A 25095-nucleotide genomic window follows, 5' to 3' on the forward strand; every position below is an offset into this window, starting at 1 on the left:
GAACCCGCATGAACACTGGCATTGCGGGTGATCGCCGATAGTCCGAACTCCCAGTTTGCGTTGCAATGACGCGCAGTTCCTGGGAGTTTGGAGACCACCGCCGATGGCCACCGACGACTTCTTCCGCGCGCGCCTGGAGCAAATGATCGACATGCGCCACGCGCTGGCGGTGCTGGCCACGCGCATGCCGTGGGCGCAGATCGAGGCGTCGCTGGCGCCGCTGTTCGCGCACCAGGATCGCTCCGGCCGTGTGATCGAGGACACCGACCTGTTCGGCCCGACACTGGCGGTGGCCGGAGCCGGCGTGAGCCAGCGTGGCCGCCCACGGCTGCCGATCCGGCTGATGGTGGCGCTGCTGTACTTGAAGCACGCCTATGGCGAGAGCGACGAGTCGGTGGTCGAGCGCTGGGCCCAGGACGTGTACTTCCAGTTCTTCAGCGGACAGGTGTACTTCGAACCGCGGCTGCCCTGCGACGCGACGCAGATCGGGCGCTTCCGGCGGGTGCTCGGCGAGGCCGGCGTGGAGCAGTTGCTGAAGTCCACGATCGAGGCGGCCGTGGGCATGAAGGCGATCCGGCCCGCGGAGTTCGAGCGCGTGATCGTCGACAGCACGGTGCAGGAGAAGGCCATCGCTCACCCGACCGACAGCCGGCTGCTGGAGGTGGCGCGCGAGAAGATCGCGCGGCTGGCGCAGCGCGCGGGCTTGCAGCTCAAGCAGACGCATCAGCGCGAGGGCAAGACGCTGCGCCGGCGCGCGGCCGGCTATGCCCACGCCAAGCAGTTCAAGCGCTTGAAGCGCGTGCTGCGCCGCCAGCGAACGATCCTCGGGGCGCTGCTGCGCGACGTGCAGCGCAAGATGGTGACGCTGCCGCAGCAGGCCCAGGATCAGCTGAACATCTGGCTGCAGCGGGCCGAGCGCATCCGCACACAGCGTCCGCACGACAAGGGCAAGCTCTACGCCTTGCACGCGCCGGAGGCGGAGTGCATCGGCAAGGGCAAGGCCCGCCAACCCTACGAGTTCGGCTGCAAGGTGAGCCTGGCGGTGACGCACAGGCAAGGCCTCATGGTGGGCGCCAGGAGCTTCCCCGGCAACCCGTTCGACGGCCACACCCTGGCCGCACAAATCGAGCAGACCACGGTGCTGCTGCAGGACCTCGGTGTGAAGCCCACGACGGCCATCGTCGATCTGGGCTACCGCGGCGTGGATCACGAGGTCGCGCCGGTGCAGGTGATCCATCGCGGCAAGCACAAGACGCTGACCAACACGCAGCGCCGCTGGCTGAAGCGTCGTCAGGCGATCGAGCCGGTGATCGGCCACACCAAGCACGACAACGGGATGCATCGCTGCTGGCTCAAGGGCAGCGAGGGCGACGCCTTGCACGCCGTGCTGTGCGCGGCCGGCTTCAACATCCGCTGGCTGCTGCGTGCCATCGTGCGTCTGGGCCTGGCGGCCCTTCTCTTGTACTTGCGCAGCCTCGCTGCATTGGCCTGGCTGGCCCTGCATCGCTCCGCGACCGCCTCAGGCCGATCAACGGCCATCGATCACCGGCTCGCCTTCACGCTGCGCTGAGTTGGTGGAATAGAAATTTGCAGGGCCGACGAAGTACGCCTTCCAACCCAGTAGATAGGGCCGCAGCCCTTGCACCACCTGCGCCATGCTGCGCCCGCCTGAGCGGCCGGTGAGTTGCCGGATGCGCGCTTTGAAGTTGTTCAGGGCCTTGTGAGCCACTTTGCATTTCACCTCGCGCCCCTTAGCCACCCACAGCGTGTAGCCCAGGAATTTGCGTCCGAAGACGCTGCAGACCGCGCTCTTGGCTTCGTTGATCTGAAGCTTCAGCTTGCCGTACAGCTTCCTGAGCCACGCCATCACCCGCTCGCCGGCCTTCACGCTGCCCACATAGACGTTGGCGTCGTCGGCATAGCGCGCGAAGCTGTAGCCCCGCGCCTCCAGTGCCTTGTCCACCTCGTCGAGCAGCACATTGGCCAGCAGCGGACTCAGTGGCCCGCCTTGCGGCGTGCCCTGGTCTCGATCCACCTTGACCCCGCCCTCCATGATCCCGGCGTTCAGGTACGCGCGGATGAGCCGCAGCACGGCCATATCCGGGATGCGTTTCTTGAGCCGGTCCATCAGGATGTCGTGGTTCACCCGGTCGAAGAACTTCGCCAGGTCTACGTCCACCACCACGCGCTTGCCGGACTGGACATACGCCCGCGCGGCTTTCACCGCGTCGTGCGCTCGCCGGCCCGGGCGGAACCCGTGGCTGTGGTCGCTGAAGCTGGGGTCGATCAGCGGTTGCAGCACTTGCAGCAGTGCCTGCTGGATCAACCGGTCCGTCACCGTCGGGATGCCCAGCTCGCGCTGGCTGCCGTCCGGTTTGGGGATCATCACCCGCCGTACCGGCGATGGCCGGTATCGCCCCGCCAGCAGCTCTTGGCGGATCTGCGGCCACTTCGTTTGCAGCAGGCGCTGGGTGTGCTCAATGTCGAGCCCGTCCACGCCCGCTGCGCCCTTGTTGGCCTTGACCCGCTTCCAGGCCGCTTGCAGGTTCTCTCTCGTCAGCGCCGCTTCCAGCAGGGTGCCAGCCCCCACCGTCTGCTTTGCCGACCCTGTGCCCTGGTGTTCATGGGACGGGCCGCAGGCTTCGTCACTGGCAGGATCACGCCCGGCTTCACCGTGCGCTACGCCTACCCGCCCGGACGCTGCCGGCATCTGACGCATGGCCTTTGGCATTCCCACGTCCTTGGTCACTCACTCCCGTTCGGTCCTTCGCCTCTCGCTGGCGGCCTCGGCGGCCCCGCTACCCAGCTACTACGACCTCTGCTGAGACCTCGCTCCGGCAGCGCCGTCGGCCTTTCAGCCATAAGGCGAGGCGTCCCCAGGTAAGGCACGCGCTCCTTCACCGCACAACCGCCGCATCTACGCCGCCTCGCCTTGATCACGAGAGCTTCGCGGTTTTCAGCCCGCTCGCCCTGCTCGGCAGCGCCTTCTATGCGGTTCTTGTTCATCGGCTCGCGGTTTGCGCTCCACGCTTCCTTCCCACGCTCGGTCGCCCTCACGCAGTTGCGCTTCGCTTCGTTCGTCGTGATCAACTTACGACGGGACTTGCACCCGTAGGAGTGCGCCCATGCTGGGCGCACAAAAAATAAGGCCGTCAGCAAAATAATGCTGACGGCCTGGTTTTGAAAAAGCCGCGGCGGGCTGTTATTTCTGCTGCTGGGACCCTCGGCCACCCTGAAAAGCTTGCAGCTTATGGAGTCCGGACTTGCAGCTTATGGGGTCCAACTTGCAGCTTATGGGGTCCCGGACACTCGCTTCCGTTTCAACGACGAAGATCATTACCCGCACTGCCCCACATACCCGCACGCGGTGCAGAAGTCGCAGCCGTCCTTGTGGATCATCGTCGCGTTGCCGCATTCCGGGCAGGGCTTGCCGGCCTGTAGCTGCAGCGAGCCCGCCACGGCCGCAAGCTTTGGCGCCGGCGTCTGCAACAGGCCCATGTCGGTCAGCGGCTGGCCCTCCTCGTCGAGGATGCCCAGCATCGCGTAGCGGTGAATGACCAGCCGCGCGACATAGGCCACCGTCGAAGGCCAGACCTGCTGGCGGCGCTCGCCGTTCAGTGACGGCACCGGCGCCATGAAATGGCCCAGCGGCTCGCCGACGTTGAGCAGCTTGCGCAGCTTCATCGCGATCCAGCCGGGGTCCATGACGCGCATGTCCAGGGACAGCAGCCGCGCCAGACCGTCCAGCGCCTTGGGATAGTTGCCCGAGAAGCCCATCGCGCAGGGGCGCGTGACCGTGCCACCCGAACCTTCAGATCCTGGCGCGGGCAGCACCACCTCCTTCAGCGTCAGCGTGAACTGCTCGTTGGTGGCCGGGTTGTCCACGTCGACGGCCCAGGCCAGCGTGCCGGACACGCCCGTGCGCGGCTCGTTGCGGCTGAACATCGCGTCGACGACCGGCGTGGCGCCGCCCTCGCCCAGCGCCCCGAGTTGCTCGCAGCGCCAGCGGATGACGGCCGCCGTGGCGGCGACGACGCCGGGAAAGAGGCGCGGCTCGCCGCCCGGCGGCATGGGCATCTCGAAGGCGCGCTCCTCGGCCACGGTGGCCAGCGCGTCGAGCTTGAGGCGCAGCCAGGCCGCATCGTTGGTGCGCAGGTCGGTGGACAGCGTCTTGGCGAGTGCCGACAGGCCGCGTGGCTGCTCGGCGCCATTGACCCAGACCTCGAACGGCAGGTTGCGGCCGAACAGGCCGGCATCCGGCCCCTCCAGCGGCAGCTCGCCGATGAAGAGCGCGAAGTCGCCGTGCGGATGCTGGATCAGATAGCTCCAGGCCGGGTTGCCGCCGGGCATCTCCGGACGGCTGGGCCAGCGCAGCGAGGCGACGACGGCCTGGGGAAGGCGCTCCAGCTTCAGGCGCTGATTGGTGCCGTCCACCTCCGCGCGCAGCGGCTCGGGCTGCTTGACTTCGGGCGTTACCGACAACACCGAACCCAGCACGCTGTTGGGCCGGTAGGTGGCCAGTCCCTTGAGCTTGGATTGCCAAGCCTGGACGTAGAGATCCTGGAAGTCCTCGTAAGGATAGTCCGCCGGCACGTTGACGGTCTTGCTGATGGACGTGTCGATGTACGGCGCCACCGCCGCAACCATGGCCGCATGGTCGGCTGCGCTCAACTCCAGCGCCGTGACGAAGGCGTCTGACAACGGCACATCGGCGCCGAACAGGTGGCGGTACAGGCGCCAGGCATGGTCCTCGACCTGGTACTCCTTGAATCCACCGCCCTCGCTCTGCGGTAGCCGCTTTTTGCGCGTATAGGTCCAGGAGAAGGCCGGCTCGATGCCGTTGCTGGCGTTGTCGGCAAAGGCCAGGCTGATGGTGCCGGTGGGCGCGATGGACAGCAGGTGGGAGTTGCGCAGGCCTTGCGAACGAATCTTGTCCTTCAGTCCCTGCGGCAAGCGCGACGCGAAGCTGCCGCCGGACAGGTACAGGTCTGCATTGAAGAGGGGGAAGCTGCCACGCTCGGCGGCCAGGTCGCTGGAAGCCGCATAGGCTGCATCGCGCATGACCTCGCTGATGCGGCTGGCCATGTCGCGGGCCTCCTGGGTGTCGTAGCGCAGATTGAGCATGACGAGAGCGTCGCCAAGCCCCGTGAAACCCAGCCCCACGCGGCGCTTGTTGCCGGCCTCCGCGGCTTGCGCGGGCAGCGGCCAGGGCGTCACGTCAAGCACGTTGTCCAACATGCGCGTTGCCACGGCGACGACCTCGGCGAACCCGACGTCGTCGAACACGGGCTTGGCACTGAAGGGATCGTGCACGAAGCGCGTCAGGTCGATGGAGCCCAGGCAGCAGCAGCCGTAAGGGGGCAGGGGCTGTTCGGCACACGGGTTGGTGGCCGCGATGGTCTCGCAGTAGTGCAGGTTGTTGTCGGCATTGATGCGGTCCAGGAACAGCACACCCGGCTCGGCGTGGTCATAGGTGGAGCGCATGACCTGGTCCCATAGCTCGCGAGCACGCACCTTGCGATAGACCCATTGGCCGTCGCCGCGCTGGTACGCGCCAGCCTCGATCTGCTCGGCGCTGGGCTGGGCGCGGTGCGCCAGCTCGACCTGGCCATCGGCCTGCACCGCCTCCATGAAGGCATCGGTCACGCCGATGGATATGTTGAAGTTGCGCAGGTCGCCCTCGTCCTTGGCGTGGATGAAGGCCTCGATGTCCGGATGGTCGCAGCGCAGCACGCCCATCTGCGCACCGCGGCGGCTGCCCGCGCTCTCCACCGTCTCGCAGCTGCGGTCGAAGACGCGCATGTAGCTGATGGGGCCGGAGGCATGGCTGCGCGTGGAACCTACCCAGGCGCCGGCCGGGCGGATGCGGCTGAAGTCGTAGCCCACGCCACCGCCACGGCGCATCGTTTCGGCGGCCTCCGTCAGCGCGGTGTAGATGCCAGGCACGCCGTCCTCGGCCGTGGCGATGGAGTCGCCCACGGGTTGCACGAAGCAGTTGATCAGCGTGGCCGACAGCTCGGTACCGGCCGCGGACATGATGCGGCCGGCCGGCACGAAGCCGCGCTTTTGCGCTTCGAGGAAGGCAGCCGCCCAGCGCGCGCGGTCGGCCGGCTTCTCGGCCTGTGCCAGCGCGCGGGCGACACGCTCGCGCAACTCGTCGGGCGTCTGCTCGCCGCCCTTGGCGTATTTCTCGATCAGGACTTCGCTGGAGATGTCCTGCACGGGCAGGTCGGCGGTGGTGCTCACGATGGGCCTCGAATACTGGATGAATTTACAGTCTACGCCTTTGCCGAGGCGAATGGTGAGCTTGCCAGCCGGGTTTGCGGCGCGCTTTGATGGAGCGCAGACACCAACGCCGCCCGGGTCAGAAGGGGTTGATGCTCTTCTCGCGGCGGTAGTGGATGTAGCCCACGCTCGCGCCAGCGCGCAGGCCAACGCCCAGGCGGATGGGCGCCAGCGTGATGCCCTTCAGGCGCTGGTAGTTGATGCCCGCGCCGCCGATGTAGTACAGGCTGCCGTCCACGCCGGGGAAGCGCTGATAGATGGCGCTGGCCTTGGGCAGGTGGTAGACCAGCGTGAAGACCTTGGAGGCATTGGCGCCCAGGTCAAAGCCGATCGACGGGCCGGCCCAGTAGACCTTGGACGAGCCGCCACCCTTCATCAGCAGTTCGCCCTCGCCGTAACGCAGGCCCACGGTAATGGCGGCCGAGGCTTCCTCGCCCTTCACGTAGGCATTGGGACGGCCCTGCTCCTTGAAGGCCTTCTCTATGACCTTGGCCAGCCCCTCGGTGGTTTGGCCGAAGAAGTCCGTGGCGGCCTTCAGGATGGAGTCCTCGTCGTAGGTGCTGTCCTTGTCGTCCGCGGCGACGGCGGGCAGGGCAGTGGCGGCGGCGAGGGCAGCGAGCTGCTGCAGGTGGTGGCGGCGATCAAGCATGATGGGCACTCCTTGTGGGGCCAGCATAAACAATGGAGTGTGAAGTTTGGCCGCCCGTTGCCCCTGCACACAACCTAGACTTGCCCGTCATGTCGAACCCTGACCTGCAGCGGCTGTCGGCCGCCCTCGAATACGTCGACCTCGCGGCCGGCCTGTATCTCGCTGGCGGCGCCGACCAGGCCGCACGACTGCTGGCAGCTGCGGCCGAGCAGCAGCTGGGCGACCTCGTGCGGCTCATCGACGCGCCCAGCGCCACGGTGGACACGCGCGAGCTGCTTGCCCGCGTGGCCCGGGCGCATCGGCCGGCCGTCGTCGCGCCGCGCGAGACCTCCGAGCGCGACTGGGACGCTCCGCCCGCCAGCCCAGACGGCACCCGCGAGGACACCATCGCTTTCCTGCGAGCCTCCTGGTTCATGCTGGAAGCCATGGGCCTGGCCTCGCTGGCTCCCGAGCGGCTGCAGCAAGCCGTCGAGCACAGTACCGTGTTCGGCAGCGGCGCCGAGCTCGAACCCTTCGTCTAGGATAGTGCCGACCACCCCACGGCCAGCCCGACGGAGACCATCATCAGCACCGAACGCCGCCAATTCGCCCGTGTCGCATTTGCATCCGGTGCCGAGCTGATCACCACCCAGGAGCGCCTGGGCTGCCAGGTGTTGGACATCTCGCTCAAGGGCGTGCTGCTGCAACTGCCTCCAGGCCTGTCACCGCAGGTCGGCATGCCCTGCCTCGTCAAGCTGCCCCTGGCGGGGGGCGCGCCAGACGACCCGGTCATCGCGATGGCCGGTGAACTCGCCCACGTCGAGGGCAGCCATGCCGGGGTGCAGTGCCGCAGCATCGATCTCGAGTCCATCACCCATCTGCGCCGCCTCATCGAGGTCAACCTCGGTGACCCCGAGGCCTCGGAACGCGAGCTCAAGGCACTGATTGCCGCAGCCCACCTCGGCTGAACCGGCCGCCGAGGCTGCGATACCGGGCTTGGCGCCTTGTATTGCGGATTTCGTCGCATCCCGCCCTCGGTAGCGCCCACCCGCCGAAAATGCCGGGATGGAGGACCTCAGCCCGCTGCAAGCCTTTCGCCGCGTCTGCAATCTGCGCATGCTGGCGGGCGTCTACTATTTCTGCCTGCTCTATGCCATCTCGCGCACGCTGACCTGGTATGGCGAAAGCGACGACGGCCTGCGCGCCGCGCTGTTCGACCTGGTCCGCTTCAGCCGTCAGTGCCTGCTGACCGGTCTGTCGCTGCTCCTGATGGTGGCGCTAGCCGAGGCCTTGCTGGCCAGGCGGCGCTGGAGGCTGCCCGTGGCGTTGGTGGTCCAGGCGGGTGCCGTGGGCCTGGGCGCGGCCCTCGGCACCTTCCTGCGCTACCAGGCTGCGACCATGGACAACCCTGGCACACGGCTCAAAGCTGGCTGGGTGGTGTCCACCATCGCTCTGTGGGCCGTGCTGGGCGGCATGGCCTATGCGCTGCTGCTCGTCAGTCGTGCCCAACGCGCCGGCCGCGAGGAACTGACGCGACTGTTCCGCGAGCGTGAGGCGCTCAAGACGCAGCAGACCGAGGCCCAGCTGTCGGCGCTGAACGCGCAGATCGAGCCGCACTTCCTGTTCAACACGCTGGCCAACGTCAAGCGGCTGTACGAAACCCAGCCTGGACGGGGCCGCGACATGCTGGTGGCGCTGATCGCCTACCTGCGCGCAGCCCTGCCCGGCATGCGCCGCCACGAGTCGACGCTGGCCGACGAGCTGGAGCTGGTACGCCACTACCTCGCCATCCTGCAGATGCGCATGGGTGAACGCCTGTCCTTCGACATCGCCGCGCCGCCCGAACTGCTGCAAGCCCGCCTGCCCACGCTGGTGCTGCCGACCCTGGTGGAGAACGCCATCAAGCACGGCCTGTCGCCACTGCCGGAGGGCGGGCGCATCGAGATCCGCGCCGACCACACGGCGGACGGCGGCCTCACCGTCGAAGTGGCCGACAACGGCCAGGGCTTCGGCACAGCCAGCGGCGGCGCGGGCGTGGGCCTGGCCAATACGCGGGCGCGGCTGGCGGCCCGTTTCGGCGACGCGGCAGCGCTGGAACTGGAAGCGGCCCATCCGCACGGTGTGGTTGCCCGCGTGCGCCTGCCCGCCGAGGCCCTGGCATGAACTTCGTGAGCCATGTGCTGCGCTCCTGGCGCTCGCTGCGCGCGAGCGAGGTCGGGGTATTCGCCAGTGCGGCGCTGCTGTTCGCTGCCATCGACCTGACCTCGCTGCTGGAGCTGCGCGTCGGTGACCAACTGCCCCAGGTGCTCGCCCGCCACATCAGCCTGCCACTGGTCAGCTGTGCAGTGCTGCTGCTGTGCTGGCTGCCGGCCGCACGCAGCAGCCCGGTCCACCCGCGTCGGCGCTGGCGGCTGGTCGCGGCGACGGCGGCAGGCTCGGTCCTGGCCATGGCCGTCATCTATCCGCTGGCCTCCGCCCTGCCATGGCCGTCGCTGTGCGACATCTACGCCCAGACGCATGGGAAGCCCCGCTGCATGATGTTCCGCCCGACGGCGGTCATAGGCGACACGCTATGGGTCTTCATGCCGGCGCTGATGATCGTCGGCGTGCTGGAATTCCGCAGCTTGCGCCGTCGCCAGGATCAGGCGGCCCAGGACCTGCTGCGCGAGCACAGCCAGTTGCGCCGCCACGCGCTGGCCGCGCGCCTGGCCGCGCTGCAGGCCCAGGTCGACCCAGCGCTGCTGTTCGACGCCCTGGTCTCCGTCGAGCAGGCCTACAGCCGCCAGGACCCCGACGCCAGCGCACGGCTGGAGCGACTGATCCGCCATCTGCGCGTGGCACTGCCGCGGCTGCGCGACGCGGGCGCGACGCTGGGCGGCGAGGCGGAGTTGATCGCCAGCTACCTCGACCTGCTGCGCGACCTCGGCGGCACGCCGCCCGCCTTCGAATGCGAACTCGGCGCGCGTGGCGCCACGCCGCTGCCGCCCATGCTGCTGCTGCCGCTGGTGCAGCGCGCCGTGCGCCTGGGCCATCCACAGCGCTGCTGGCTCAGCGCCGATGGCCGCATCACGCTGAGCTTCGACCAGGAAGGCCTGTGCAGCGACGACGCCGATCTCGCGTCGCTGCACGAGCGTCTTGCCGTGCTGGGCGCGAAGCTGCTGTGTCACAGCGGTGGGGGCCGCACCGAATTCATCCTGGAGCTCCCGTCATGAGCCTGATTGCACCCACCGCAGTGGTCGCCGAGGACGAAGCCGCATTGCGCGGCGAACTCGTCGAGCAGCTCGGCCGGCTCTGGCCCGAGCTGAGCGTCGTCGGCGAGGCCGCCGATGGCCTGGAGGCGCTGCGCCTGCTGGACCGGCACCAGCCCGACATCCTCTTCCTCGACATCGAGATGCCCGGCGCCACCGGTATCGACGTCGCCCGCCAGGTCGGAGGCCGTGCCCACGTCGTCTTCGTGACCGCCTACGACCAGTACGCCATCGCGGCCTTCGACCAGGGCGCGGTGGACTACCTGCTCAAGCCGCTGGCCGGCGCGCGCCTGTTCACGGCCATCTCGCGACTGAAGGCTCGGCTGGGACAGTCTCCGGCCCCGCTCGGCGGCGTGTTGGACCAGCTCGCCGTCCGCCCCGTGGCCGCCGCACCTTCGGGCGGGCGCGCGCCGCTGCGCTGGATCAACGCCTCGGTGGGTCAGACGCTGCGCCTCATCACCGTCGACGAGGTCATGTTCTTCCAGAGCGACAACAAGTACACGCGGCTGGCGCTGAAAGACGGAGAGGCGCTGATCCGCAAGCCGTTGAAGGAACTCATCGACGAGCTCGACGCCCAGCAGTTCTGGCAGATCCACCGCTCCACCCTGGTCAACGTGAACGCCATCGCCAGCGTGAGCCGTGACTTCCGCGGCCGCATGCAGATCAAGCTCAAGCACGGCAGCGAGACGCTGCTGGTGGCGGAGAGCTGCGCCCACCTGTTCCGGCAGATGTAGCCGCCGTGGCCGACACTGGGCCATGCCAAGCGTCCAGCAACTGCGCGGTGCCAGCCGCCTCGCCATCGCCGCCACGACCGGCGTCACCGACCTCGTCGAGGCCATGCATGCCGAGATCGCACGGCTGCCGCTGACGACGCCGCGCACTCGGACGCGAGGCGTCGCCGGCCTCGTCTATGGCAGCGTGCGCGGCGTAACCCGCATGGTGGGTGGCGGACTGGACGCGGCCCTTGGCGCACTCGCCCCGCTGCTCGGCCAGGCCCGGCCCGAGCGCGCCAGCGCCGCGCTCGCGGCGCTGAACGGTGTTCTGGGCGACTACCTTGAGGAGACCGACAACCCGCTGGCCACCGCCATGAGCCTGCGCCCGCTGGTGGATGGCGCCACCGGGCCGCCCCTCGTGCTGCTGCATGGCCTGTGCATGAACGAGGCACAGTGGCGCCGCGATGCCGGCGCAAAAGGCGCCGACTTCCCAGCAGCCCTGGCGGCCCTCGGCTACCAGCCCCTGGGCCTGCGCTACAACAGCGGCCGCGCCATCTGGCGCAACGGCGCCGAGCTGGCCGCGTTGCTTGACGACGTGCCCGGCCCGCTGACGCTGCTCGGCCACAGCATGGGCGGTCTGGTCGCGCGCAGCGCCATCGCCCTGGCCGGCCGACGGCGCTGGCGCAAGCAGCTACACGGCCTCGTCACGCTGGGCACGCCTCATCAGGGCGCGCCGCTGGAGCGCGGCGGCCACCAGCTGCAGCAGTTGCTGGCCCTCAGCGCCTACTCGCGCCCGCTGGCCGGGCTGGCGGCCCGGCGCAGCGCCGGCATCCGCGACCTGGCGCAAGCCAGCCTGCTCGAAGCCGATGCAGGCCGGGCCAGCGTGCTGCCGCTGCCAGCCGGCGTGGCCTGCTACGCCGTCGCCGCCACCACCGCCCGCCAACCCGATGGTCCGCCCGCACGCTGGCTGGGCGACGGCCTGGTGCCTGTTGCCAGCGCACTGGGCCAGCATCGCTCGCCGGCCCGCCGCCTGGCCTTCTCCGACACTGCACTGTTCACGGGCCTGGGGCACCTCGCACTGCAGACCGACGCCGCCGTACTGGGCCAGCTGCAACGATGGCTCGGTGCGCCGCCGACCTGAGGTCCCGATGACCCGCAAGGTCATGTCGCCGGATTGACGCGCAGCTCACACTCTGCCCGGGAGAATCCGCCGAAAGACCAGGAGACACGCCATGCCTGCCAGCCACTACCGCATCTGCCCACTGTGCGAAGCCTGTTGCGGGCTAGAAGTGAAGACCGAGGGCAACAAGGTCGTCGCCATTCGCGGGGCGGAGAACGACGTTCTCAGCCAAGGCTACCTCTGTCCCAAGGGGGTGAGCCTGAAGGACTTGCACGAAGACCCCGACCGCCTGCGCGTGCCGTTGATCAAGCGCGACGGCGTCTTTGTCGAGGCGAGCTGGGACGAGGCCTTCGCCGAGATCGAAAGGCGCCTGCTGCCCATCCGGCGCGAGCATGGCGCCGATGCGGTAGGGCTGACCACGGGCAATCCGGCCGCGCACAAGGTCAGCCTGCTGGCCTACATCCCGCGCCTGGTGCGGGCGTCGGGCTCAGGCAACTTCTTCAGCGCCTCCACGCTGGACCAAATGCCCAAGCAGCTCAGCGCCGGCCTGATGTTCGGTCACTGGCTCAGCATCCCGCTGCCCGACATCGAGCGCTGCGACTACCTGCTGATCCTCGGCGGCAACCCCATGGTGTCCAATGGCAGCCTGTGGACCGTGCCCGACTACCGCGGCAAGGCCAAGGCCATGCGCGCGCGCGGCGGACGCATCGTCGTCGTCGATCCGCGCCGCAGCGAGACGGCCGCCGCGGCCGACGAGCACCTGGCCATACGCCCTGGCGGCGATGCACTGCTGCTGGCCGGCATCGCGCACACGCTGTTCGACGAGGGCCTCGTCAAGATGGGCCGGCTGGCCGAGCACGTGAACGGCCTGGAGGCTGCGCGCGCAGCCCTCCAGCCCTTTGCGCCCGAGCTCACGGCCGCCGGCTGCGGCATCCCAGCCCAGGCCCAGCGCCGGCTGGCGCGCGAACTGGCCGCCGCACCGCGCGCCGCCGTCTATGGGCGCATCGGCACCTGCACGACGCGCTTCGGCACGGTGAACTCCTGGCTGGTGGACCTCATCAACGTGCTGACCGGCAACCTCGACCGCGAAGGCGGAGCGATGTTCGCGAAGGCGGCAGCCTTCGCGCCGAACACGCAGGGCCGCCCTGGCAGTGGCAAGGGTGTGACGACGGGCCGGCGCAGGAGCCGCGTGTCCGGCGCGCCGGAGGTCTTCGGTGAACTGCCCATCACGGTCATGGCCGAGGAGATGGAGACCCCGGGCACGGGCCAGGTCAGGGCCTTGATCACCATCGCCAGCAACCCCGTGCTGTCGGCTCCCGGTGGCCCGCGCATTGCCAAGGCGCTGGCGGGACTGGACTTCATGCTGAGCCTGGACATCTACGTCAACGAAACCACGCGCCACGCCGACGTCATCCTGCCAGGACTGTCGCCGCTGGAGGACCTGCACTTCGACGTCGCCTTCCCGCAACTCAGCCACCGCAACCACGCCAGAGTCTCCGGCCCGGTCTTCGACGCCGCGCCCGGCACGCCGCAGGAATGGCAGACGATCCTTCGCCTGTGCGCACTCCTCGAGGGCCGCGGCCTCGACACGGACGTGCAGCAGCTCGACGACGAGGCCGTGGAAGCCGACGTGCGCCGCTTCGCCGGCGACCAGACGCCCGCAGTCCTCGCCGCGCTGCAGCCGTGGCGCGGCCCGGAGCGACTGATCGACCTGCAACTGCGCGCCGGTCCCTACGGCGATCAGTTCGGCCGCAAGCCCGACGGTCTCAACCTCGCCAAGGTCAAGGCTGCCAGCACGGTGGAAGGCGGCGGCGTGGACCTGGGCGCACTGACGCCCCGCATCCCCGAGCTGCTGCGCACGCCCAGCGGCAAGGTGGAGCTGGCGCCATCCTCGGTACTGGCCGACCTGGCCCAGGTCAAGACCGAGCCGGCGCCCGCGTTCAGCCTCATCGGCCGCCGCGACACTCGCTCGGGCAACAGCTGGATGCACAACCTGCCCGTCCTCGCCAAGGGGCCGGAACGCTGCACGCTGCTGGTCAACCCCGGCGACGCCGAACAGTTGGGCTTGGCCGAGTTCGCCAGGGTGAGAAGTGCCGTCGGAGAGCTGGTGGCGCGCGTGGAGCGCAGCGCCGACATGAGTCCCGGCGTGGTCAGCCTGCCACATGGCTGGGGACATGACCTGGACGGAGTGCAGCTGGGCGTGGCCCGCGAGCGCCCGGGCGTCAACATGAACGCCCTACTGGACGACGCGGCACGCGACCCACTGAGCGGCAACGCGGTGCTGTCCGGCGTCGCCGTGGAGATCGCTCCGGCCTGAGCGCGACGGTATCGGCGACGACGACGCGACCCTGACTGACGCTGAGCCTTCAGCAGCCTGCCGATGCGTCAGAAATCACGCACCACCTCCGACGAGGCGCGCAGGAATGATTCGCAACACCTAGACTGGATCCGTTTCAAACCCAGAGGGCAAACCCGTCGAAAGGCGGGGACGCAAAGCCACCGGCCTACCGCGCCTGCATCGCAGTCGCCACGGCAGCGGGGCCGCCAGGACCGGCAGGTCCTGATCGGCGCAGCCCTCGTTCGCGAGAAGAGTCCCGGCCATGCGCTGTATCCGCCCCCTCTCCTGGCATCTAGGCCTGCTGGCCACCGTGGCGCTGTCCGCCTGCGGTGGCGGAGCTGACAGCCCGCCCCTTCAGGCCAGCTTGGCCGTCAGCCTGAGCGTGGACCTCGCCCCAGGCGCAGCCACCGTGGCCCAGCCCAGCTTCCATACCGCCGCCGTTGACCTCGACGAGCCCGATGGCCGAACAGCGCCACACCGCGCGATGGCCTGGTCCGGCATCGCCACCCGGGGCCTGACGCGCGATCGCCTGGACGAAGCGCTGCGCCCCCGCGCGCTGGCCTCGGGCGGCGGCGAAGCCGCGCCCATGGCTGCATCCACGGTGGTCACCACCTACACGCCGGCCCAGATCCGCGCCGCCTATGGCCAGCCGGCTGTTCCGGCCAGTCTTGCCGGCCTCAGCGCCGCACAGGCCGCCCAGTTGGGCGCGGGCCAGACCATCTACCTCGTCAACGCCAAGCACGATCCCAGCATCGCCGCCGAGCTGGCCGCCTTCAACGCCAAGTTCGGCCTGCCGGCATGCAGCTCGCGCACGCTGGCAGCCACGGCGAGCCTGCCGCTGGCAGCCGCTTCGGCGAGTAGCTGCGAGCTGGTCATCGCCTACAGCACGACGGCAGGCACGCTGAGCGCCACCGCGCCCGCCTACGACAGCGGCTGGGCCACGGAAATCGCACTGGACGTGCAGTGGGCCCATGCCACGGCGCCTCTGGCCCGCCTGGTCCTCATCGAGGCACCGGACGCCAGCGTGGCCAACCTGTCCAAGGCAGTCGCCCTGGCCAACAAGATGGGCCCCGGCATCGTGTCCATGAGCTTCGGCGCGCCCGAGGGCAGCTGGACGGCGAGCTACGACACCAACTTCGCCACCGCCGGGATGAGCTATCTGGCGGCCACCGGCGACAACGGCGCTGCCGTTTCCTGGCCCTCGGTGTCGACCCGGGTCGTCGCCGTCGGCGGCACGACGCTGACCTACGCCGGCAGCGGCGCGCGCAGCGAGACAACCTGGACTGGCACTGGCGGCGGCACCAGTGCCTACGTGGCCCTGCCCAGCTATCAGAGTGGCACTATTGGCGGCTACGCCAGGCGCGCCGTCGCCGACGTGGCCTTCAACGCGGACCCCAACACCGGCCAGTACGTCGCGGTGATCGCGCCGGGCTCGACGACGGTGCGCTGGGTCAGCGCCGGCGGCACCAGCCTCGCAACGCCGCAATGGGCAGGCCTGCTGGCCGTCGCCAATGCGATGCGAGTCGCCGCGTCCAAGTCGCTGCTCGGCCAGCCTCACGCAGCCCTTTACCAGCAGATCGGCGCCGTACCGACCCAGTATGCGGGCGCCTTCAAGGACGTGGTCAGCGGCAGCAACGGCAGCTGCAGCACCTGCGCGGCCAGGACCGGCTATGACACGCCAACCGGCTGGGGCACACCCAACGTCGACGCCCTGCTTTCCAGCCTCGGCGGTGCGACGGTCACGGCCACCAGCAGCAGCGGGTCGGTGGCCAGTACGACCGGGGCCCCCACGCTGACGACCACCAGCCTGAGCGGCGTCGCGGGCAAGGCCTTCAGCGGCAGCATCGGCTACACGGCGCCCGGCGCCACCTCACTGAGCATCACCATCAGCGGTGCCCCCAGCGGCATGAGCTTCTCAGCAACCGGCAGCGGCCTCGCCGTGATCTGGGCCAAGCCGGTGGCCGGCCGCAGCAACCTCGTCATCACACTGAAGGACAACCTCGGGCAGACGGCGACGGGCACGGTGGCCGTGACCATCAGCAGCTCCTGACCCCCGGCATAGCATGCAGGCTCCTCATCCAGGAGCCCCCGCATGCGCAGACTGGTGATTGCCTCCCTGCTGGCCGCCACCTTCGCGGCGAACGCCGACACCACCTCCACCGGCCACAGCTACTCGCCTCCAGAGGCCTTCGTCGCCAGCGGCGGGGGCGCCGTCCTGAAGTTCACGGCACCCGAAGGCGACGCCAGCATCTACTCGATCGACCTCGCGTCTGCCAAGGATGCGGCCGACGCCGTCGCCCAGGCCTGGGCCATGGCGCAGCCCGGCTTCAAGCGCACGCTGCGCCTGGCCACACTGCGTCCAGCCCGCAACGGCTGGCTGGACCAGCAGGTCTTCGAGTACGAGACATCGCCCAACGAGAAGCTCTCCATCCAGGCCGTCGCTCGCCGCGCCAGCACCGGCGACGGCAAGGCCTGGGTCGTGCAGTTGCTTCAGGCATCCGATGCCACGCTGGAGAAGCGCGCCGCGCCCATCGGCAAGTTCTTCGCGAGCCTGCGGCCCAAGGGCTACGAGCGAGAGAGTTTTGCCGGCAAGGCGGCACGGCCGCTCACGCCTGAGCGCATCGAGCAGCTCAAGGCCTTCGTCGCCGACGGCATGAAGAAGCTCGACGTCCCCGGCGTGGGCCTGAGCTTCATCGATGGCGGCAAGTTGGTCTGGGCCGGCGGCCTGGGTGTGCGCGAATTGGGCAAGCCCGCTCCGGTGGACGCCGACACCCTCTTCATGGCGGCCAGCAACACCAAATCCATGACGACCGCCCTGCTCGCCCGTGCCGTGGATGCCGGCAAGCTGCGCTGGGACCAGCCCGCCGCAGAGGCCTATCCGGGTTTTCGCCTGGCCGACCCGGAGGTGACCAAGAACGTGCAGATCAAGCACCTCGTCTGTGCCTGCACAGGCATGCCGCGCCAGGACCTGGAGTGGCTGTTCGCCAGTGGCAAGGCGCCAGCCCAGTCAACCTTCGACCAGCTGGGCACGATGAAGCCGACCAGCAGGTTCGGCGAGGTCTTCCAGTACAGCAACCTGATGGTCGGCGCCGGCGGCTATGTCGCTGCGGCCGCACTCAAGCCCGGCAAGGAGATCGGGGCAGCGTACGACGAGGCCATGCAAGAGCTGCTGTTCGGCCCGCTGGGCATGAAGAGCACGACCTTCGACTACGCCAAGGCGCTGCGCGGCAACCATGCGATGCCGCACGGCGACGCCTTCGACGGCAGCACGCGTCGCGCCAGCATGGCGCTGAACTACACCATCATCCCGGCCCGTCCGGCTGGTGCCGTGTGGACCTCGCCCCATGACTTCAGCCGCTGGGTGCTGATGGAGCTCAACAAGGGCAGGACGCCAGAGGGCCAGCCATTGATCGGCGAGGCCAACTGGGCCGAGCGCTACAAGCCCCAGGTCATGGTCAGCGAGGACGTCAACTACGGCATGGGCCTGTTCGTGGACCGGCAGTACGGCATCACCGTCGCCTCGCACGGCGGCGACATGCTGGGCTTTCACTCCAACATGATCTGGCTGCCCGAATACGGCGCGGGCGTGACCATCCTGACCAACTCCGACGCTGGCCTGCTGCTGCGGGGTCCGCTGCAGCGCAAGCTGCTGGAGGTCCTGTTCGACGGCCGTCCCGAGGCCGATGAGCGGCTGAAGGTTGCCATCGCCAACCGCAAGTCCGAGGCCGACAAACAGCGCGAACTGCTGACGCTGCCCATCCCGGCCGATGCGATGAAGAAGCTCGCCACCCACTATCGCAGCCCCGACCTCGGCACGATGCGCGTCGAACGCAAGGCCGGCAAGATGCGCTTTGCCTTCGCGCACTGGAATAGCGAGGTCGCGCTGCGCAAGAACGAGGATGGCACGCAGAGCTACATCACCATCGACCCCGGCATCTCCGGCATCGAGCTGGTGCGCGATGACCAGTCCAGCCCGGCGGCGCTGGTGCTGCGAGACGCCCAGCACGAATACCGCTTCGTGGCGGCGCGCTAAGGCCGGTTCACATCGCGGTGGCCGGCCGGCAGGCACGGCCGCCGGCCTTCGCGAACAACACCACTCAGCGCATCCGGTCCGTTTCGAACGCGATGCGGTCCACCGTTCCATCGCCGTTGCGATACAGGCGCACACGGCGCAGGCCATCGGGGCTGACGAGCAGCTCGGCGTTCTCGGCACGCCAGGTTTCCAGCGGCCTCTCGTCCACACTGACGCCCAGGCGGTGTGCGCCGACGTGGACCTTCAGCGTGCGGCCATCCTCCAGCAGATACTCGCCCTGGGCGCTACGCAGCATGGCGCGCTCGGCGACGGCGGGCACGGTGGGTTCCTGGGCACTCGCGGGCGCCATGAGCGTCGTCGATGCGAGCAGAGCGGCCGTCAGGGTGAGGGGTCGCAGATTCGTCCAGGTCTTCATGGTGTGGTACTCCTTGGGTTCCCGAGGCCAGTCGCCTCGGCAGCATCCCTAGTGCAAACCCCATGCCAGCCTCAAAACCGGCCCAGGAGGGTTTTTTTGCGCGTCCGGCGCCCCAGTGCTGGGCCTGAACGCCCCGCATCGCGCCGCAATGCCTCGCGATGGCGCGCCCGGCCTTCGCGCCCTACTCGTCGCTCCAGACGCCGCTCATGAGTCTGTCAGGGCGTTGCGCGGCCCTGACGAACGCGCAGGATGACCAGCTGCCCATCGGGACCTCAAGTCCCGCGAAAATGCCGTAGTCCTGTCCCGATTCAATGACGCCGCCCGCATTCAGGCTTTCGCCGACGCGGATTGCCCGCGCGGCACGGATGTCACCGCACGCTCGCACGCCCCATCCTGCGCGCAGGTGGCCATCGCACTGGACCGCGCCCGCGGCATCCAGGCCGCGGGCGATGAACGCATCACCCGCGACCTGCAGATCGCCCTGGAGCTTCAGCCCGGCATCGCAGCGCAGATCACCCTGCACCGTGACATCGCCGCCCACCGTGAGTTGGCCGCTCACGTCCACCGCCTCACCCACGCCCAATGCGCCACCGATGCGGAGCTCGCCGCGGCAGCCCAGGCGCTGCAGCACCTCGAGGCTCCAGCCGACGCGAGCCCCCGAGCCGAGGTCCAGCGCCCCCTCGCAACGCAGGCCACCCTCCACCTTCAGCTCGCGCCCGACCTGCAGCACGCCGCCCACCTGGGCTCCGCCGCCCACGTGCAGGTCGCCGCCGGTCCTCAGCAGGCCAGACACCTCGACGTGGCCCCTGCAATGGATGGAGCCGGCGAACACCAGCGCCTCGGCGGCAAGGTTGTCGATGTGCAGGACATCGTCGGTGGGGCCCAGCTGGTCGAGCAGCCAGCAGGCATCGCCCACCCGGCCGGCCGCCACCAGATCATCCAGCAAGGTCTGGTAATCGCTGATGGGCGCCTGCCGGCGCAGGAACCAGCGGTAGCCATCGCTGCACGGGCGCTTGGCGCGGATCAGCGTGCGGTCCACATCGACCCTGAGTGCGTTGTTCATCATGTCCAGAAGCCCCATTGCCCTTTGAAGGGCGTGTTGTCCTGCCCGGGTGATTGCGGAATCACGAGCACGTCGCCGTTCAACCAGCGCGCCAGGTACTGGGCCAGGGTCGGCCATGGCAGCCAGCGCTTGCGCGAGCCGATGCCCACCACCACCAGGTCATGGCGCTCGCCGATGTGGCGCCGGCCGATCACGTCCGGCACGACACCGTGGGCCAGGGTGTGGGTCACGCCTCGCGCGCCCTCGTCCTGTCCCCCGGCCAGCGCGCGCAGGCGTCGGTGAAGCGCTCCCCATGTACTACGCCGCGTGTGCTCCTGGATCTCGGTAACGTGCAGCACCTCCAGCCAAGCCTGCGGTGCAAGCCCGCGCGCCCAGGCCAACAGCTCCGGCGAGTTAGGCCCCAGGGACACAGGCACCAGGCTGCTGGCGTATCCGCCCTGCCCGCGCAGCTTGCCGCTGCCCATGACCAGCACGGGACGGGCGCGCAGCGCGATCAGGGTACGCAGCAAGTCCCGCTCCCTCGGGCCCGGGTGCCAGGCGCGCGCCGACCTCGCGATGCAGACCAGTGCACAGTCCTCGACCTGCTCGCGCAGTGCCTCACGTGTCCGTATCTCGGCGTCCACCGTTTCGACGGGCCGGTCCAGCATCCGGCCCAGGTGGCGGGCGCGCTGCTTCAGCCTTGCCAGAGGGAGGTCGAAGCTCGCCACCTGGTTCGAGCAGTCGACCAGCCGCAGCCGGGCGCCGCTGAACTGGGCCAGCGCGGCGACCTTCTCCAGGTAGCCGCTCTCCTCCACGCCCGGGCTCGTGATCACCAGGATGACCCGGCCGGCTAGGCTGGGCCCCGACCCGACGGATTCCACCTGCGGTGACCGCGCTGCTGGCAGGCTCGCGAGCTCCTCGGCAGGGTCGTGTCGTCGCGCCTCACCCATGGCGCCTCTCCTTGGGGGTGGGCAGAGGAAAGAGGGCCACATTGCCCTGCGCCAGGCGCGCGCAAGCCACTGGTGCCGTTCGATGGCAATCGGGATCGGGCAGGAATGCCAGATCGCACGTCAGATCACGGGTCAGGCGCTCGCGGAGCGAGCTCCGCAGGACCCGCTCCGCCAGCGTGGGCGAGACATAGGGCACGATCACCAGGTCCGTGTCGCTGAAGTTCGCCTGGTTCGTGATGCGGCGCGCCATGCTCGCGGTGTCGAACGCCAGGATCGCGCGATTCAGCCGGGTGCTCAGATAGTTCGAGTGCACGACCCGCTCCGCCTGCGGGGTACGCAAGCCTGGTGGCGGCCACTCGCTCTGGAGCAGCGGCTCGCGCCGCAGAAGACTCGCCGACGCGGCCGCACGCTGCGGTCCGACAAAGAACATCTCACGTGCTGCACCCGCCAGCACCTGCCGCGCGAGCGCCACCGAACGCTCGGCGTCCTGGGCCGTCTCGTAGGGCAGCAACGCGGCCTTGTACGGCTCGCCGCTGGGCCGGTTGACGACCAGGATCGGACAGTCCTGCACATCCAGGAAGCTGCTGCCCCGCAGCAGGCCCGCGGACAGGTTGCGCACGACCCCCTGCCCAGCCGTGAGCTGGCGCGCCGTCACGCGGTCGATGACCACGACGATCTCCTGGGCGGCCCGCTCCAGCATCTGCAGCAGCCGCCCCTCGCTGAGGACGGGGTTTTTTACCGCGATGTCATGCCGCCGCTCAAGCTGTGACGATCTCAGCGAAAGGCGGTAATGGAAGTCGGAGGGACGGCGCGCATCGCTCGTGGGACGGTGCACCACGTAGAGCAAGGCACGATGATGGGCAGCGATCTCCGCTGCCCGTTCGACGGCGTTCTCCGAGGCCTGGGAGAACGTCGCTACGGTCAATACGAATTTGATGGTCACGGTCAGGTCCAGACGAAGCCATGCCTCCGTGCGAGCGGGCTCGCGCGGATCAGCGAAAGACGCAAGGGTGCAGCGCGACTAGGTCGAGTAGTCGCCGGTCGCCTCGGGCTGGAACAGGATGGCGTCGATGGTCATGCGCCGCTGCGTGCCGGCCGGCGAGGTCCACGCGACAGTCGTTCCAACTTCCCGGCCAAGCAGTGCCGCGCCGACGGGGGACAACACCGAGATGAAACCTTCGACGGGCTCCGCATCGCCGGGATAGCAGAGCGTCAGCTTCTGGCGGGCCTCGCCGTCGTTGTGCGACACGGCGACCTGGCTGTACATGGTGACAACGTGCTGGGGGATGGCCGGCGACGGAACGACGCTGGCGTCCTCGAGAAGCGCGAGCAGGGGCGCGGGCAGCGCGCCGCCGTTGAGCTTCAGAAGGCGTGCGTGGTCGAGCTCGGTGAGTAGCAACTCACCGCTGAGGATGGTGGGCATCGGAACTCCTGGACAGGCTGCCGCAGCGAATGGCAGGCAGCGTCAATCGCGCTGGGCTGAGGGCCCGGCGATAGGAGTGGTGCGCAAAAGGAAGAGGGGGTATCGCCGGGCTTAGGAATCTGCGTCCGTAGGACGGGCGCAGTCATCGCCGGTCTGAAGCGTCGACGTCATGCACGCAGCCAGGAGCCGCTTCTGGGCGAAGCAGTCGAGAGTGGCTGGGATGGCGCGGCAGAACATGGCCCCATTCTAAAACGGAAGGGGATTCCGTCAAATGTCCCGGGGGCTTCGCGCGGCCTCAGCCGGGCTTGCCCGCCAGCAAGGTCGCCACCTCCGCCGCCGACCTCACCCCCAGCTTGGCGAACACGCGTGCCCGGTGCACCTCCACCGTCCGCACCGAAACGTTCAGCTCGTCGGCGATGACCTTGTTGAGCTTGCCGGCCGCCACGCGCGTCATCACTTCACGCTCGCGTTCGGTCAGGCTGGCCAGCCGCGCACTGCGCTCCGCCGCCTGGGCGCCTTCAGCCTGCATGGCGGCGTCCACCGCCAGCGCCTGCTCGATGCGGTCGGCCAGCGCGTTGTCGCTGTAGGGTTTCTCAAGGAAGTCGAAAGCCCCCTTCTTCAGCGCCTCCACGACCATGGGGATGTCGCCATGACCGGTCAGGAACAGCACCGGGTTCTTCAGCTGGCGCGCCAGCAGCTCGTCATGCAGCCGCGTACCGCTCATGGGCTCCATGCGCACATCGAGCAGGAAGACGCCCCTGGGCGGTCCCTCGCCGTCCAGCGCCTCCAGCAACGCCGGCCCGCTGGCGAAGGCGCGCACGTCCAGGCCGCGCGAGCGCATCAGGAAGGTCAGCGCGTCGCGCACGCCAGCGTCGTCGTCGACGAAATGGACGGTGCCCAGGCGGGGTTCAGGCATGCGCGCTCTCCCGGTTGTGTTCGCGGTTAAGGGGCAGGCTGAAGGAGAACAGCGCGCCGCCGCCAGCCGTATCGCTGGCGTCGAGCACGCCCTGGTGCGCCTCGACGATGGAGCGGCAGATGGCCAGCCCCATGCCCATGCCGTCGGACTTGGTGGAATAGAAAGGCGCGCACAGTTGCTCGATGCGCCGCCCCGCCAGGCCGGGGCCGTTGTCCTGCACGTCCACACGCACGAAGTCGCCCGCCACGCGGCTGCTGACGGCGATGCGGCGGCCGCTGGCGCGCGCCTGCAGCGCATCGGCCGCATTGCGCACGAGGTTGATGACGACCTGCTCGATGAGGACCGCATCGGCCAGCACGGCCGGCACGCCCGGCGCCAGCGTCACGTCCAGAGTGACGCCGCGGCGCTGGCAGTCGCGCTTGAGCAGCTCCACGGCGGCGGTGATGACCTCGTGCAGGTCGCAGGGTTCGTGGCGGGGCTCTCGCCGGGTCAGGAACTCGCGGATGCGCGCGACGATGCGGCCGGCGTGCGCAGCCTGCTGGCCCAGTCGTTGCAGCGCGCCAAGCACAAGGGCGTCCTCCACGCCGAGCTTGGTCAGCGAGTTGGTGATGCCGGCGCCGTAGCTGGCGATGGCCGTCAGCGGCTGGTTGAGTTCATGGGCCAGCGTGGACGCGACCTCGCCAAGCATGGTCAGGCGCGCATTGTGGGCCAGGGTCTCGACCTGGCGGCGCTCACGGTCCTCGAGGCGCTTGCGCTCAGTGATGTCGATGATGCTGCCCATCCAACCGATCTGGCGGCCGCCGGCATCCACCAGGGGCGACTCGAACACCATCACATCCACCAGCCGGCCGCTGCTGTGCTGCCAGCGCGCCTCGTAGCCCTCGCGCGGCGCGTGGCCCGCCAGGTTGCGGCGGTTGCGCTCGCTCATCTCCTCGAAAGCGTCCGGCGGCCAGTAGGGCATGGGCGGCAGCAAGCCCACCAGTTGCCCGGCCGCCAGGCCCACCATGTCGCAGAAGGTGCGGTTGACGTAGAGCAACCGGCCGTCGAAATCACGTGCGCGAAGTGCCACCAGCGCCGAATCCTCCATCGCGCGGCGCCAGGCGGCCTCGGTACGACCGGCCACTTCGGCGCGCTGCACCTGGCGCATCTGGCGGCGCAGCAGCCAACTCGTCACGGCGATCAGTGGCAGGAAGCCAGCCACCAACACCCAGGCCAGCGGCCGCACGCCATTGACGACCGGGTCGCGCACGGTCAGCTCCAGCGCAGCGTCGGTCAGCGCTTCCTGCGTCAGCGGGCTGGCTCGCAGCGGGCCGGTCAATGCGACGCGGTAGCTGGGCCGCGGCGCCTGGGCCGCGCGCAACGGCGACTCGGTGCTGGAGGCAATGACCTGGTCGGCGCTGTCGACCAGTTGCACGTCGTACTTGCGCGCCAGCCACCAGGGCACGCCGCGCTTGAGCAACAGCGCCGGCGGATAGCGCACCACCAGCGTGCCCTCGCTGCCGACCGGCGCCGTGAGGTGCAGAGACAGGCCGTCATCCAGCCGCCCGTCATCGCCACGGCCCGACACCTCGGCCAACACGCGGTTGCGCACATCCAGCCAGGTCACCGACTGCCACAGCCGCCGCAGGCCTCCGTTGACCTCTGCCTGGGCAGCCAGCACCGCCTCTCCGGGCGTCTCGCCCACCAGCGCTTCGGCGAGCTGGCGCAGGTGGCGCTGCTCGTCGGCGATGCGGTCGCGCAGTTGAGCCTCGGTGCTGAGAGCGTCGGAGATCAGCGTCTGGCGCTGCTGCTCCTGCTCGTCGGCCTCGTTGGCGCGCACCCAGGCCAGTACGCCCAGCACGAAGGCCAGGGACAGGGCCAAAGGGGCCAGCCACAGGCAGCGGTGCAGAAACTCGCGCGGGTTCATTCCCAGAGTCTAAGAAGAGCGTCGGCCGCGCGAAATGTGGAACTCCACAACTACCCGCCGCGCCAGCCGCTCGGAAGA

20 protein-coding genes and 1 riboswitch are annotated in these 25095 nt (G+C 69.1%); of the genes, 10 read left to right on the forward strand and 10 right to left on the reverse strand.

The genetic code is table 11. The features are described from left to right. The first annotated feature begins 103 nt into the window (after nt 1–103). The gene (locus tag QM732_RS19855; protein WP_415654708.1) at nt 104–1570 is read left to right on the forward strand and encodes an IS5 family transposase; all 1467 of its coding nucleotides are present in this window, start codon (nt 104–106) and stop codon (nt 1568–1570) included. Here QM732_RS19855 and ltrA read toward each other — a convergent pair. From ltrA to QM732_RS19870, 3 genes are all read right to left on the reverse strand, one after another. Further along, nucleotides 1529–2737 carry a group II intron reverse transcriptase/maturase gene (gene ltrA, locus QM732_RS19860; RefSeq protein WP_415659420.1) on the reverse strand — a complete coding sequence of 403 codons (1209 nt, stop codon included), beginning with the start codon at nt 2735–2737 and terminating at the stop codon, nt 1529–1531. The two genes, QM732_RS19855 and ltrA, sit on opposite strands and share 42 nt — an antisense overlap. A 599-nt stretch (nt 2738–3336) precedes the next feature. Then, nucleotides 3337–6246 (reverse strand): adenosylcobalamin-dependent ribonucleoside-diphosphate reductase, encoded by a 2910-nt coding sequence (locus QM732_RS19865; protein ID WP_415657820.1) that lies wholly within the window; start codon nt 6244–6246, stop codon nt 3337–3339. Between the two features lie 118 nt (nt 6247–6364). After that, the gene (locus QM732_RS19870) at nt 6365–6934 is read right to left on the reverse strand and encodes a DUF1134 domain-containing protein (RefSeq protein WP_415657821.1); all 570 of its coding nucleotides are present in this window, start codon (nt 6932–6934) and stop codon (nt 6365–6367) included. 89 nt (nt 6935–7023) lie between these two features. On the opposite strand from QM732_RS19870, the gene QM732_RS19875 reads away from it, so the two are divergent. The 9 genes from QM732_RS19875 (at nt 7024) to QM732_RS19915 (ending at nt 18365) form a co-directional block, all read left to right on the forward strand. Further along, complete coding sequence (locus tag QM732_RS19875) at nt 7024–7455, forward strand: hypothetical protein (protein ID WP_415657822.1); 432 nt, start codon at nt 7024–7026, stop codon at nt 7453–7455. A 42-nt stretch (nt 7456–7497) separates the two neighbouring features. After that, nucleotides 7498–7881 (forward strand): PilZ domain-containing protein, encoded by a 384-nt coding sequence (locus tag QM732_RS19880; protein WP_415659421.1) that lies wholly within the window; start codon nt 7498–7500, stop codon nt 7879–7881. 97 nt (nt 7882–7978) lie between these two features. Further along, the gene (locus QM732_RS19885) at nt 7979–9076 is read left to right on the forward strand and encodes a sensor histidine kinase (RefSeq protein ID WP_415657823.1); all 1098 of its coding nucleotides are present in this window, start codon (nt 7979–7981) and stop codon (nt 9074–9076) included. Then, on the forward strand, nt 9073–10125 hold the full coding sequence (locus tag QM732_RS19890) for a histidine kinase (protein WP_415657824.1): 1053 nt from the start codon (nt 9073–9075) through the stop codon (nt 10123–10125). The genes QM732_RS19885 and QM732_RS19890 overlap by 4 nt, the downstream gene beginning before the upstream one ends. Continuing rightward, the gene (locus QM732_RS19895; RefSeq protein ID WP_415657825.1) at nt 10122–10895 is read left to right on the forward strand and encodes a LytR/AlgR family response regulator transcription factor; all 774 of its coding nucleotides are present in this window, start codon (nt 10122–10124) and stop codon (nt 10893–10895) included. The genes QM732_RS19890 and QM732_RS19895 overlap by 4 nt, the downstream gene beginning before the upstream one ends. Before the next feature lie 22 nt (nt 10896–10917). After that, nucleotides 10918–12015 carry an esterase/lipase family protein gene (locus QM732_RS19900; RefSeq protein ID WP_415657826.1) on the forward strand — a complete coding sequence of 366 codons (1098 nt, stop codon included), beginning with the start codon at nt 10918–10920 and terminating at the stop codon, nt 12013–12015. A gap of 91 nt (nt 12016–12106) precedes the next feature. Next, a complete protein-coding gene (locus QM732_RS19905) occupies nt 12107–14311 on the forward strand; it encodes a molybdopterin-dependent oxidoreductase (protein WP_415657827.1) in 2205 nt (734 codons plus the stop codon). A 138-nt stretch (nt 14312–14449) separates the two neighbouring features. Then, nucleotides 14450–14543, forward strand: a riboswitch (cyclic di-GMP riboswitch). Between the two features lie 51 nt (nt 14544–14594). Next, on the forward strand, nt 14595–16382 hold the full coding sequence (locus tag QM732_RS19910) for a S53 family peptidase (RefSeq protein WP_415657828.1): 1788 nt from the start codon (nt 14595–14597) through the stop codon (nt 16380–16382). Between the two features lie 42 nt (nt 16383–16424). Further along, complete coding sequence (locus QM732_RS19915; RefSeq protein WP_415657829.1) at nt 16425–18365, forward strand: serine hydrolase domain-containing protein; 1941 nt, start codon at nt 16425–16427, stop codon at nt 18363–18365. A 64-nt stretch (nt 18366–18429) separates the two neighbouring features. Here the strand turns inward: QM732_RS19915 and QM732_RS19920 are convergent, their stop codons facing one another. From QM732_RS19920 to QM732_RS19950, 7 genes are all read right to left on the reverse strand, one after another. Next, on the reverse strand, nt 18430–18780 hold the full coding sequence (locus QM732_RS19920) for a hypothetical protein (protein WP_415657830.1): 351 nt from the start codon (nt 18778–18780) through the stop codon (nt 18430–18432). Nucleotides 18781–18961: 181 nt separating this feature from the next. Beyond that, nucleotides 18962–19846: a hypothetical protein gene (locus QM732_RS19925; RefSeq protein WP_415657831.1), complete on the reverse strand. Its 885-nt coding sequence runs from the start codon at nt 19844–19846 to the stop codon at nt 18962–18964. Continuing rightward, nucleotides 19843–20772, reverse strand: a complete 930-nt coding sequence (locus tag QM732_RS19930; RefSeq protein WP_415657832.1) for a hypothetical protein — start codon at nt 20770–20772, stop codon at nt 19843–19845. Before QM732_RS19930 ends, QM732_RS19925 begins: the two co-directional genes overlap by 4 nt. Beyond that, nucleotides 20765–21715: a hypothetical protein gene (locus tag QM732_RS19935; RefSeq protein ID WP_415657833.1), complete on the reverse strand. Its 951-nt coding sequence runs from the start codon at nt 21713–21715 to the stop codon at nt 20765–20767. Before QM732_RS19935 ends, QM732_RS19930 begins: the two co-directional genes overlap by 8 nt. Nucleotides 21716–21793: 78 nt before the next feature. Beyond that, a complete protein-coding gene (locus QM732_RS19940) occupies nt 21794–22195 on the reverse strand; it encodes a GreA/GreB family elongation factor (RefSeq protein WP_415657834.1) in 402 nt (133 codons plus the stop codon). Between the two features lie 295 nt (nt 22196–22490). Continuing rightward, the gene (locus QM732_RS19945; RefSeq protein ID WP_415657835.1) at nt 22491–23111 is read right to left on the reverse strand and encodes a response regulator transcription factor; all 621 of its coding nucleotides are present in this window, start codon (nt 23109–23111) and stop codon (nt 22491–22493) included. Further along, nucleotides 23104–25017, reverse strand: a complete 1914-nt coding sequence (locus QM732_RS19950; protein ID WP_415657836.1) for a sensor histidine kinase — start codon at nt 25015–25017, stop codon at nt 23104–23106. Before QM732_RS19950 ends, QM732_RS19945 begins: the two co-directional genes overlap by 8 nt. Nucleotides 25018–25095: the final 78 nt, after the last annotated feature.

The organism is Roseateles sp. (assembly GCF_047654805.1).
In the GTDB taxonomy this organism is placed as follows: domain Bacteria; phylum Pseudomonadota; class Gammaproteobacteria; order Burkholderiales; family Burkholderiaceae_C; genus Pelomonas.